The sequence below is a fragment of the Nonomuraea sp. NPDC049269 genome, from assembly GCF_043197155.1.
In the GTDB taxonomy this organism is placed as follows: Bacteria; Actinomycetota; Actinomycetes; order Streptosporangiales; family Streptosporangiaceae; genus Nonomuraea.
Genome location: NZ_JBICSO010000007.1, coordinates 560264 through 572406 on the forward strand (window position 1 = coordinate 560264; position 12143 = coordinate 572406).

At 70.5% G+C, this 12143-nt stretch carries 8 protein-coding genes; 5 read left to right on the forward strand and 3 right to left on the reverse strand.

The annotated features are described in order from the left end of the window. Positions 1-65 precede the first annotated feature (65 nt). The 5 genes from lanL (at position 66) to ACGFNP_RS38200 (ending at position 6911) form a co-directional block, all read left to right on the forward strand. On the forward strand, positions 66-2723 hold the full coding sequence (gene lanL, locus ACGFNP_RS38180; protein WP_393327141.1) for a class IV lanthionine synthetase LanL: 2658 nt from the start codon (positions 66-68) through the stop codon (positions 2721-2723). 252 nt (positions 2724-2975) lie between these two features. Continuing rightward, the gene (locus tag ACGFNP_RS38185) at positions 2976-4739 is read left to right on the forward strand and encodes an ABC transporter ATP-binding protein (RefSeq protein WP_393327144.1); all 1764 of its coding nucleotides are present in this window, start codon (positions 2976-2978) and stop codon (positions 4737-4739) included. Next, the gene (gene pip, locus ACGFNP_RS38190; protein WP_393327147.1) at positions 4708-5670 is read left to right on the forward strand and encodes a prolyl aminopeptidase; all 963 of its coding nucleotides are present in this window, start codon (positions 4708-4710) and stop codon (positions 5668-5670) included. The genes ACGFNP_RS38185 and pip overlap by 32 nt, the downstream gene beginning before the upstream one ends. A gap of 58 nt (positions 5671-5728) precedes the next feature. Next, positions 5729-6181 (forward strand): hypothetical protein, encoded by a 453-nt coding sequence (locus tag ACGFNP_RS38195; RefSeq protein ID WP_358317593.1) that lies wholly within the window; start codon positions 5729-5731, stop codon positions 6179-6181. A 79-nt stretch (positions 6182-6260) separates the two neighbouring features. Then, positions 6261-6911 carry a DNRLRE domain-containing protein gene (locus ACGFNP_RS38200; protein WP_393327150.1) on the forward strand — a complete coding sequence of 217 codons (651 nt, stop codon included), beginning with the start codon at positions 6261-6263 and terminating at the stop codon, positions 6909-6911. A 42-nt stretch (positions 6912-6953) separates the two neighbouring features. Here the strand turns inward: ACGFNP_RS38200 and ACGFNP_RS38205 are convergent, their stop codons facing one another. The 3 genes from ACGFNP_RS38205 to recO all read right to left on the reverse strand — a co-directional run bounded on the left by ACGFNP_RS38205 (position 6954) and on the right by recO (position 12109). After that, positions 6954-10454 (reverse strand): S8 family serine peptidase, encoded by a 3501-nt coding sequence (locus ACGFNP_RS38205; protein WP_393327153.1) that lies wholly within the window; start codon positions 10452-10454, stop codon positions 6954-6956. Between the two features lie 150 nt (positions 10455-10604). After that, a complete protein-coding gene (locus ACGFNP_RS38210; RefSeq protein WP_393327155.1) occupies positions 10605-11378 on the reverse strand; it encodes an isoprenyl transferase in 774 nt (257 codons plus the stop codon). Further along, positions 11375-12109 carry a DNA repair protein RecO gene (gene recO / locus ACGFNP_RS38215; RefSeq protein ID WP_358317585.1) on the reverse strand — a complete coding sequence of 245 codons (735 nt, stop codon included), beginning with the start codon at positions 12107-12109 and terminating at the stop codon, positions 11375-11377. Before recO ends, ACGFNP_RS38210 begins: the two co-directional genes overlap by 4 nt. Between the last annotated feature and the right edge of the window lie 34 nt (positions 12110-12143).

The following is a 12143-nucleotide window of genomic DNA, read 5'->3' on the forward strand; positions in this document are numbered from 1 at the left end:
GACCCGTCGGCGACCTTCGTATCGAGCGCCTCCACGAGGCGGCGCCGAAATCGGGAGGCAGTGCCGTGGGGGCAGACGCGACCATCCTGCGCGACCTCGTGACCGCCGAGCTGGCGCGGTCCGGCGAGGCGGGCTGGTCGGTCGAGGCGTCCGATTTCTGGTGCCGGGTCACTCCTGACGGCTATCCGATGCCTGATCAGGGATGGAAGCTGCATGTCTCCGCGACGATGCTGTCGGCCCCTCTCGTACTCGCCCAGGTCGCCCGTGTGCTCATCGAGGCGGGGTGCGCCTTCAAGTTCCCCGCCGAGCTCGGCACCTACTGGGAACTGCTCTCGCCGCACTGCGCGCGGGCGCAGGCGGGCAAGTTCGTCACCGCCTACCCGGCCGACGACGCCGAGTCGGTACGGCTGGCGGCCCTCCTCGACGAGGCGACCAGGGGGCTGCCGGGGCCGGTGATCCTCTCCGACCGGCCCTTCCGCGCGGGCGGCATCGTCCACTACCGCTACGGTGCCTTCTCCGGGCACCGGACGCTGGGCAACGACGGGTTCTACGAGGTACGGCTGCGCGCTCCGGGCGGAGAGCTGGTCCGTGACCAGCGGACGGCCGCCTTCACCCCGCCGAGCTTCGCCGACTCCCCCTTTCAGCCGCTCGCCCGCCCGCCGAAGGCGTCGGCGGTCATGCTCAACGACCGGTTCGTGGTGCGGGAGGCGATCAGGCACGCCAACAGGGGCGGCGTGTACCTCGCCGAAGACACGAAGACCGGACGCGAGGTCATCGTCAAGGAGGGTCGCCCGCACGCCTCCTCCGACCTCGGCGGCCGGGACGCCAGAGAACGGCTGGCCGCGGAACGCGCCGCTCTTGACGACCTCGCCGCCACCGATGGCGTGCCCGCCGTCGTCGACTACTTCGAGCAGGGCGGCCACGCGTTCCTCGCGGAGGAGCTGGTCCCGGGCCGCACCGCGCATCGCTGGTCGGAGGCGCGCGCGACGCCTCTCGGCCCGGACGGCTTCGGGTGCGCGGTCGAGGAGGTCGTACCGGTCGTCTCGCACCTGGTCGCCCTGCTGCGGGAGGTGCATCGCCTCGGCTACGTCTTCCGCGATCTGTCGCCCGGCAACGTCATGATCCTGCCCGACGGCCGGGTCCGGCTCGTCGACCTCGAGTACGCGGCCAAGCAGGGCACCACCGTCATGGTCGGTGGCACCCCCGGCTATCTGGCTCCGGAGCTGGCCCCGCACACCGGCGCCTTCCGCCAGGCTCCCCCGGCGACGGCGGATCTCTACAGCCTCGGAGCGCTGGCGTACTTCCTCGCGGTCGGCGCCGATCTCGGCCTCGCGGAGGACGAGGCGGCGGGCCCGGCGTGGGGCACGCGCGCCACCGACCACCTGGCCAGGGTCGCCGAGAGCAACCCCACCCTGGCGGCGCTGCGGCCGATGGTGGCGGGCCTGCTCGCCGAGCCGGACGACCGCTGGACGCTCGACGCGTGCACCCGCTTTCTAGCCGAGCTCGCCCAACCCGAGCTCGCACAACCCGAGCTCGGCCAGCCGGGCGGGCGACGAGCGCCGCAGCCTCGGGTGAGCGCGGACGACCTCATCTCCGACGGGCTCGCCTGGCTGGCCGAGACCATGGACGATCGCCCCGACAGCCCGTCACCGTGGCCCAACATCACCTATGGGCTCGAAGCCGATCCCTGCTCGGTGAGCGCCGGCGCGGCGGGCATCCTCACGGTCCTGCCGCCCGAACAGGCCGGTGCGGTCTCGCGCTGGCTCCACCAGCGCCTCGCCGAGGAGGATGTCTGGCCTCCCGGCCTGTACGCCGGGCGATCCGGCGCCCTCTGGGCGTTGTACGAGGCTGCTCCGGACGACGAGTCGAGAGACTTCGCGGTACGGGCCGCGCACCGGCTGCCGACCGACCACCCCAGCCCCGACGTCACCCACGGCCTGGCCGGATGCGCGATGGCCACCCTGCGCCTGGCCATCCGCGCGGATGACCCCGGGCTGCGCGAGCGGGCCACGGAGCTGCTCCAGAACCTGCACGACGCGCGGACCTCGTACGAGGGGCGCCCCCAATGGCCGACACAGGCGGCCTTCGACTCCAGCCTCGCCGGCACCAACCACTTCGGCTTCGCCCACGGCCTGGCCGGAGTCGGCACCGCGTTGCTCTATGGAGGCGTCGCCCTCGGCAGGGCGGACTGGATGGAGACCGTACGCGAGGTGGCCCACACCTTCTACGAGCACGCCGACGTCGAAGGGGACACGGCCTGGTGGCCGTTCAGGCGCGACGAGCGCGAGTCCGTACGGCCCCGCCGCCCCCACTGGTGCAGCGGTTCGTCGGGCGTCGGCTCCTTCTTGATCCGCTATTGGAACGTGACAAACGATCCGGCCGCGCTGGAACTCGCCGAAAAGGCGGCGATCGCCGTACACCGGACCCGGTGGCAGTCGGGCTCGGTGCTCTGCCACGGCCTGCCCGGCGAGGGCGACTTCCTCCTCGACATGGCCCGGTTCACCAGGGACGAGCGCTACCACCGATGGGCGGAGGACCTGGCCGGGTGCCTGTGCGCGCGGGCCGTCAGGCACGCGGGCCGGCTGCACGTACCCGATCGCCTGGGCCGGACCGTGCCGACCTACCTCGGCGGCACCGCGGGCGTCCTCGCCTTCCTGCTGCGCCTGCGTCACGGTCATCCGCGCCTGTGGATGCTCGACGACGTCATCGGGCGCTCCCCATGATCTCGCCGTGCCCCGAGCACGGCGACGCCAGGAGGAACGGAAATCAGAGAGGGGGGAGAAAAATGTCTTTCGACGTTCAGGACCTGCAGAACCTGCAGGAGCGTGAGCCGAGCACCACGGAGTCGGCGCTGCTGAGCAACTGCATCAAGCACCCGGGTTGCACCGACACCAACTGATGACGGAACGGCGTGCGGCAAGCCATGGGCCGCACGCCGTTTCAGAGCTCCGAGAGCCTCCGAAAGGGCGGCAGACGTGACGACCCGCAGGATCATCCGGCTGTTCATACCGTATCGCCGCGCCGTCCTGCTCGTCGTGCTGCTGGTCGCGATCTTCTCCGCGCTGAACGCCGCCATCCCGCTGCTGACCCAGGTCGTCTTCGACCGCGCCCTGTTCGGCAAGGACGGCCCGCGGCCCGACCTGCTGGCGCTGATCGCCGGTCTGGCGGCCGTCACGGCGGCAGGGGCGGCGGGCGTCGATCTGGCCCAGACGTGGATCGCGGGCCGCATGGCCCAGCGGGTCATCCACTCTCTGCGTACGCGGCTGTTCGGCCACCTGCAGCGGATGCCGCTCGGCTTTTTCGCCGCCGCCAGGAGCGGCGAGATCCAGTCGCGGCTGGCCAACGACACGAACCAGATCGAGGACGCGATCAAGGACACGCTGCCCAGCCTGCTCGGCAGCCTCCTCGCGTTCCTGTTCGCCCTGGGGGCGATGTTCTCGCTGTCCTGGCCGCTCGCGAGCGTCACCCTGTGCCTGGCGCCGGCCATCCTGTGGGTCTCCGCCCGCTCGGGACGCGCGCTCAAGATCCTGTCTGCCGCCGGCCAGCGCGCCCGCGCGGAGATCGCCTCCATCGCCGCCGAACGCCTCTCGCTGGGCGGCATCACCCTCGCCCGGGTGCACGGACGCGACAGCCATGAGGCCGCGGTGTTCGGTGCGGAGAGCGAGCGGCTGGCCCGGCTGGGGGTCCGCGCCGGCCTGGCCGCTCAGTCGGTGCTGAGCGCGGGGCACATCTTCTTCGTCCTGACGCCTTACATCGTGTTCGTCGCGGCCGGGCTCATGGACGGGATCACGCCCGGCACGCTCATCGCGTTCGTGGTGCTGCAGTCGCGGCTCTACCAGCCGCTCTGGCAGATCCTGCACATCTCCACCGAGTTCCGTACCGCCCAGGCGGCCTTCGAGCGGGTCTTCGAGTACCTGGACCTGCCACCGGGACCGCCGCCCGCCGTGCGCGGCGATGGAGCGGGTGAAGTGCGCGTCGCGCGGGCCTCCTACGCCTACGCGGGACCGGACGGCGAGGCCCGCTGGGCGCTCCGCGAGGTGACCCTCGACCTGCCCGCCGCCTCCGCGACACTGATCGTCGGCCCGAACGGATCGGGCAAGACGACTCTCGGCTACCTGCTCGCCGGGCTGTACGAGCCGGCGGAGGGGACGGTGCGGATCGACGGCCGCGTCTGCCTGGCTCCGCAGGAGGCCCTGCTCTTCCAGGGCTCCATCGCCGAGAACCTCCGCTACGCCGCGCCCGACGCCGGCCTGGACGACCTGGTCGCGGCCTGCGTGACGACCAGGATGCACGACCGGATCATGGCTCTGCCCGACGGCTACGACTCCGTGGTCGGTGAGCGGGGTGCGCTGTTCTCCGGTGGTGAACGCCAGCGCATCGCCCTGGCCCGCGCGCTCCTGAGCGACGCGCCCGTCCTGGTCCTGGACGAGGCGACCTCCGCGCTCGACCCGCTGACCGAACGCGAGGTCATCCACGCGGTGCTGCGACGGCGCAGGGGAATGACGACGGTGATGATCACCCACCGGTTCGGCGGCCTGGACACCTTCGACACCGTCGTCGTACTGGACGGGGGCCGCATCGTCGAATGGGGCGCCCATCCCGAACTGCTGAGCAACCGGCACGGCCTGTACGCCCGGATGGTCCGCGCCCAAGCCGTCCAACCGCAGGGTGCGCGCCGGGCGGCGGTGGCGAGTATGTCTGATAGCTATGGGACAAAAGACGTTTTATCCGCCGATTGAGCCGTACGAGACCGGGATGCTCGAGGTGGGCGACGGGAACGAGATCTACTGGGAGGTCAGCGGCAACCCCGACGGCAAACCTGTCGTCTTTCTCCACGGCGGCCCCGGCGGCGGGGTGCTGCCGGCGCAACGGCGGTTCTTCGACCCCGAGGCGTACAAGATCGTCCTGTTCGACCAGCGCAACTGCGGGCGCAGCCGGCCACATGCGGCAGATCCCGGGGTCTCGCTGAAGGCCAATACCACCTGGCACCTCGTGGCGGACATCGAGCTGCTCAGGCAGCGGCTCGGCATCGAGCGCTGGCAGGTGTTCGGCGGCTCGTGGGGGTCGACGCTGGCGCTGGCCTACGCGCGGCGGCACCCGGAGCGGGTGAGCGAGCTGGTGCTGCGGGGCGTCTACTTGGCGACCGAGGCCGACAACGCGTGGGCGTTCACCGGCACCGGGGCGGCCCGGCTGTTCCCGCGGGAGTGGGCGGCCTTTCGTGGCTTCGCCCCGGAGGCGGAGCGGGACGACCTGGTCGCCGCCTACCATCGCAGGTTGTTCGACCCGGACCCGGAGGTGCACGTCCCGGCCGCGCGGGCGTGGGCGGCCTGGGAGCTGTCGGCGAACACGCTGCTCCCCGCCCCACCACCGCCCCTCGACGACCGGGAGCTGGTGAGCTTCTCGCGCATCGAGGCGCACTACTTCAGCCAGGGCTGTTTCCTGAAGGAGGGTGAGCTGCTCGACGTGGCCGCGATCCGGCACATCCCGTGCGTGATCGTGAACGGCCGCTACGACATGAAGACACCGCCGGACGCGGCGTGGGACCTGCACGCGGCCTGGCCGGAGGCGGAGCTGCGGATCGTCGAGGACGCCGGCCACGCGGGCGCCGAGCCCGGCACACTGCACGAGCTCATCACGGCCACCGACGGTTACCGGCACGTTCGGCTATAGACGATCGCTGTTCGTGACAGGAGAATTACTGCCAGCACGCACGTACGAGGAGGGCCCCGTGGCGTTCCCCATCATGAAGCTGGCAGCCGCTCTGATGTTCGCCTGTCCGAGCCCCGTCCCCGTCGCCCCCGCCGGCACCGCGCTGCTCCAGTCGGGTGAGATCCGCTTCCACACCATCGACGAGGCCAAGGACGGCGACACCGTCGTCACGGTGACCGTCCGCGACCGTAGGGGGCAGACCATCGCCCTCCTGACCGGCGTCCTCGGCCGATGGGCCGAGGACGCCTGGTCGGCTCTCATCCCGCTGAACGTCACCAGCCCGCCCGGGGACCTGGCACGGCTGTGGGGCGGGACGATCAATGTCCGGATCGACCCGGAAGGTGATGACACCTGGGCCTTCACCTTCCACACGTATCTGCACTTCTCCGACGGGCAGACTGCCGACGTCCACCAGCGGCAGCTCGCGGTCGTGAACGAGGACCGCCGCGACTGGACCACGATCATCCGATGACGAGTGACTTGTCGAAAATGCGGACAGGCGGCCGGATATACGTCACTCTTGATCGATGAACGGCGGCTGTGGAGGTGGCATGCCCCACCGCCTCTGGGCGCCGCTGGCAGGCATGGCGATGCTCGCCGGAGCGGGGGTCGGCGGTGCCACCCCGGTGGCCGCCCGCACGACCCTCCCAGAGACAGCTCTCCCAGAGACAGCGAGCGTCTCGGTGACCGTCGACCAGGACACCTACCTCAGCGAGGCCAACCCGGACACGCCGCACGCCGCCTACACCTGGCTGGCGGCCTGCCCGCGCACATGTGACGCCACGGCCGGGTCGGAGCGGCAGTCGCTGGTGCGGTTCACGGTGGTGGGGGTGCCCGCGGGCGCGACCGGGGTCACCATGAGGCTGAGGCTGCGGGCCGCGCGGACCACGGACAGCTCGATCTCCGTGAGCAAGGTCGCAGCCACCTGGGCGGACGGCGTCACCTGGAAGAACCGGCCATCGCTCGGCACCGCGCTCGACACGGCCAAGGGGCTGACCGACGGGAGGGACGTCGAGCTCGACGTCTCCGACGCCTTCACCGGCAACGGGACCTACTCGTTCGGGATCAAGGCGACGGCGGGCGCCCAGGCCGTCTTCGACTCGGCCGAGGCCGCCGACGGCATGCCGCCCCGCCTCATCGCCACGTACACCGCTCAGCGCGTCGCAGGGCCCTTCCGCCGCACCGTACGAGACATACGGTAAAAAGAGCTCCCGGGCCCGCCCTAGAGGCGGGCCCGGGTCATTTCACGAGACCTTGTCGGGCCGCTCCGAGATGCGGATGGCGTTGACGATCGTCTTGCCCTCCCGCGTCGCGAAGCGGACGTTGAGCTGGCCGTCGGTGACCTTCACCGTGTACTGCCTGCTGACGGCCGTGTACGTGCCCGCCTCCAGCGCCAGGTCGAGCGCCGGGATCGCGAGCTGCCCCTCGACGAGCACGTCGAAGACCCGGCGGCCGATCTGCGTCGACTTCACGTCGGCGAAGTCCAGCTCGACGGTGTACGTCCCGGCCGGCACGTTGTCGAAGCGGTACTCCAGCATCCCTTCGCGTGCCGTCTTGAACAGCGACTGGTCGTCGGTGCCCTTGATGGTCTTGGACGAGGTGCTCGTACTGGTCGAGGTGGCGATGTATCCGTAGCCGCCCGCGGTGTACTTCTTGTCGGGCGTCCAGGCGTCACCGGCGGTGTCGGTCACGGCCTTGGTGCCGCCGGCCTCCACGGCCACCTGAAGCTTGGGCACCACGACCGTCACCGCGATCTCGATGACCGGCTGCCGCCCGCTGGCCGACTTCACGATCAGCTTGCCCGAGCGGAGCGCGCCCGGCTGGACGCCGGCGCTGGACACGGTGACCTTCAGGGTCACCGCCTGCCCCTTGGTGAGGTCGCCCGCCGTCGGCGTGACACCGATCCAGCCCTGCGCCGGATCGGTGGTGACGGTGTACGCCGTGGGTGAGCCGAGGTTGGTCAGCTGCATCGTGCGGGTCCTGGTGGCGTTCGTGGGCAGCACCACGGTCAGCTCGCTCACCGAGGGGCTGACCCGGCCGGTGATCAACGCGGTGTCGATCCTGGTGACCGTGGTCGGGGCGATCGTCACGGCCTTCGTGAACGTGCCGTAATGCTCCTTCGACACCTGCACCTCGTAGTCGCCGGCCAGGACCTGCCCGTAGAACGTGCCGTCCTCGCCGGTGGTGTAGGTGGCCACGTCGCCCACCTTCACCGTCGCGCCCGCCAGCGGCTTGCCGTCGTTGGCGTCGGTGACGGTGCCCGTCACCAGGCCGTGCCTGCTCGCGATGAACGTCAGGCTCTGCCCGTTGGCCAGCGCGACCTCCTCGAAGGAGTACTGGAACGCGTCGGTGCCCGTCGCGTTCTCGACGCCGACCGTCGCGCTGGTGCCCTTGTCGCGCTCGCTCTCGATGTCCTTGTAGCGGTAGCTCATCGTCCCGTCCTCGCCCAGCAGAGCCGCGAACGAGACGCGCTGGTCGGTGGCCGAGTAGAACTTCACGTTGCGCCACTCGACCACGAACTGGCGGTGCGGCGCCGTACCCGTGACACCGGTGTAGATACCGCTGTCGGCGTCCACCACCAGGTCGTCCCAGTACGGGTAGACGGCGTTGTTCGGCGTGCCCGCGCTGGGCAGCCGGCCGTTGCTGCCGGTGACGATCTTGTCGGTGGCGAAGCTGGCGAACCCGTTGGTGCTGATCCACGCGCTGCTCTGCCCCGCGCCGTAGAACGGGACCGGGAACGGCAGCGTCACCTGCTGCGCCTCGTCGTCGCCCGTGAGCGCGAGCTTGTTGGTGCCCGCGACGTACGGCTCGGCGGCGCTCCGGCAGGTGTAGCCGAAGTTGTCGCCACGCAACGGCAGCTCGATGTCCTTGGTCACGTCCCCGGCCACCGTGACGGACGCCGTGGCGCCGCTGGAGCAGCGGGAGACTGGGGTGAGCTTGAGGTCGTAGGTGCCGTTCGGCAGTGAGAACCGGTAGCGGCCCGCGGCGTCGGTGACCGCGCTGACGGGCGTGCCGACGGCCTCGATCTTGGCGCCCGGCTCCGGCGTGCCCGCCGTGGTGACCGTGCCGGTCACCACGCCCGCGGCCCGCAGGGTCATCGCCACGTCGGCCGTGGTGCTCTGGTCGGCCGTGATCGTCGCCGTCGCGGTGCCCTTGTCGTAGCCGAACTTCTCCGCGCCGATCTGGTAGTCGCCCGGCAGCAGGCGCGGGATGGCGTACGTCCCGTCCGTCCCGGTGACCACCGTACGGCTCAGCGGCCCGGACAAGGTGACCGTGGCACCGGACACCGGGCTGCCGCCGGCGGTGACCGTACCCTTGAGCTCGCCGAGACCCCCGCGCGGCGCGGCCTGCACCGCGGCGAAGGCGTCCAGGCGGCCCTCGCCCCAGACGTTGTTGTCGGCGGCGGTGCCGCCGCAACTGGTGTCGTTGACGTCGATCGCGGTGCTGTCGAGCAGCGGCCGGGTGGCGGCCACGTCACCCTGCAGCCCCGGCGAGGCCGACCAGATCAGCGCCACCGTGGCCGCCAGGTGCGGCGAGGCCATCGAGGTGCCCGTGTAGCTGTCGTAGCCGTTGCCGGGCACCGACGAACGGACGTTCACGGCGGGGGCGGCGAGGTTCGGCTTGATCTCACCGTTCTCGCCCTCGCCCTTGCTGGAGCGGGCGTACAGGACGTTGTTGATGTCGAAGCCGCCCGCGCTGTAGCTGATCGCGTACTGGCCGGGCGACCCGCTGGTACGGCAGGCGGGCCCCTCGTTGCCGTTGGCGAAGGCCGGGAAGATGCCGGCGGCGATCCACGCCTCGACGGTCTCCTTGTACCAGGGGTCGAAGCCGACGCCGCCCCAGGAGTTGTTGACGATGTCGGGGGCCAGGTCGGGGCGCGGGTTGGCGCCGTTCAGGTCGGTCGGGGCGAGCATCCACTGGCCGGCGGCGAGCAGCGAGGCGTCGGTGCAGGTGTTGACCTCGCAGCCCTTGGCGGCGATCCACTTGGCACCCGGCGCGACCCCGATGCCGCTGGCGCCGACCATGGTGCCCATGACGTGCGTGCCGTGCCCGAGGTTGTCACAGGGCGCCGCGCTCGGGCAGATGTGCGCGGGGTCGAACCAGTTGTAGTTGTGGTCGACGGAGCCGTCCGGGCTCCTGCCACGGTAGGCCGCGGCCAACTCGGGGTGGTCGAACTGGGCACCGCTGTCGATGGTGCCGACCACGATGCCTTCGCCGCGGTCGGCTAACTCGTTCCAGACGCGCGGGGCGTTGACGCGGTCGATGTTCCACTCGACGGCGTTGACCTTCGCCTCGGCCTTACCGGGGTCCGGCTTCGGCAGCGACACGGTACGCACCGGGTCGATGCGGTCCACGTCCGCCAGGGTGGCGATCTCGGCCGCCAGCTTGGCGTCGGCGGTCACTCTGACGGCGTTGACGATCCAGTACGGGGTGTAGTCGGCCTGGTGGGACTCCAGGAGCTTACGCAGGGCCGCCTGCGAGGTGTCGGCCTTGGCGGTCTTGGCCTCGAAGACCTGCTCGGCCTTGTCGTCCTTGGTCGCGGCCCGGCGGGCACCGCTGAGGTCGGCGGTGCCCTTCATGCGTACCCAGAAGGTGGCCTTTCCGTCCGCGGCCAGGTCGGCCTGGACGGATTTGTTGATCTTGCCCGGGTCGGGCGCGGCTTGGGCCACGCCCTGAGGGAGGATGAGGGTGACAACGGCGGCGACCGCGATCAAAATCGCACGCCAATGGGGGGTGGACGGCACACGCTCTCCTTCACGCCATGGGAGTAGAGCTGATCTTTACGCCTATGGGCAGAAGACTGAAGAGAACGTGTCAGCTTTGCAAGGGTCTGACCACAACAAGACATGACAAGTCATGAAATGTAATCTCGACGACTCATGGTCGGAGGTGCTCTAGACCTGGTTCGGCAGCGCCCCGCCGTAGCGCCTGTCGCGCTTGGCGTAGATCTCGCACGCCTCCCAGAGGTCGCGGCGATCGAAGTCCGGCCAGAGCCGGTCGAGGAACACCATCTCGGCGTACGCCGACTGCCACAGCAGGAAGTTGGAGAAGCGCTGCTCCCCCGACGACCGCACGAACAGGTCGACCTCCGGGATCTCCGGCTCGTCGAGATAGCGGGCGAACACCTTCTCGTTGACCTTCGACGGCTTGACCCGGCCCGATGCGATGTCGTCCGCCAGCCGCAGCGCGGCCTCGACGATCTCCGCCTGGCCGCCGTAGTTGACGCAGAACTGCAACGTCAGCTTGCGGTTGCGCTCGGTCAGCTCCTCGGCGCTCTGCAGCTCGGAGATCACGCTCTTCCAGAGCCGGCCCGGCTTGCCCGCCCAGCGCACCCGTACGCCCATCGCATGCAACTCGTCGCGACGGCGGCGGATGACATCGCGGTTGAAGCCCATGAGGAAGCGGACCTCGTCGGGCGAGCGCTTCCAGTTCTCCGTGGAGAAGGCGTACGCGGACAGGTAGGGAACGCCCAGCTCCAGCGCGCCCTCGATGACGTCGAACAACGACGCCTCGCCCGCCTTGTGCCCCTCGGTACGGGGCAGCCCCCGCGACTTGGCCCAGCGGCCGTTGCCGTCCATGACGATGGCCACATGCCTGGGCACCAGGTCACGCGGGATCGGCGGCGGAACCGCGCCGGACGGATGCGGGGTCGGCGGTCGAACGTTCACACAGGCTCCCTCTCTACGTGTCGGAGAGAGCGTATTCCGTGTTCGAGATGCCATTGCAGATATGCGGCGACCAGGCCGCTGCACTCGCCGCGATGCCGCGCCTGCGACGCGTCGGCCGCCGCCCAGTCGCCGCGCAGCAGCGCGGTCATGAGCCCGATCGTCTCCCCCGCGGGCACCACCGATCCGGACGGCTTGCACGCCCCGCACACCACGCCACCGGCCACGATGGCGAACGCCCTGATCGCCGGGGCCTGGCACCTGGCGCACGCGTCCAGCGCGGGGGCGTAGCCGGCGACCGCCAGCGAGCGCAGGAAGTAGGCGTCGAGCACCAGCCTGGCCTCGTGCTCGCCGTCGGCCAGTGTGCGCAGCCCGCCCACCAGCAGCAGGAACTGCCGCAGCGCCGGCTCCTTCTCGCCGTGCGTCAGCCGGTCGGCGGTCTCCAGCATCGCCGTGCCCGCGGTGTAGCGCGGGTAGTCGATCGCCAGGGCCTCGCCGTAGGGTCTGATGGTCTCCGCCTGCGTGACGACGTCGAGTGTGCGGCCGGTGTGAAGTTGCAGGTCGACGTGGGTGAACGGCTCCAGCCTTGCCCCGAAGCGCGAAGTGGTGCGGCGCACGCCCTTCGCGACCGCCCGGACCTTGCCGGTGCGCTTGGCCAGGATGGTGACGATGCGGTCGGCCTCGCCGAGCTTCTGCGTACGCAGAACGACGCCCTCGTCACGATAGAGACTCACACACCCATCCTATGGCGCACCAAGGTCATGCTCG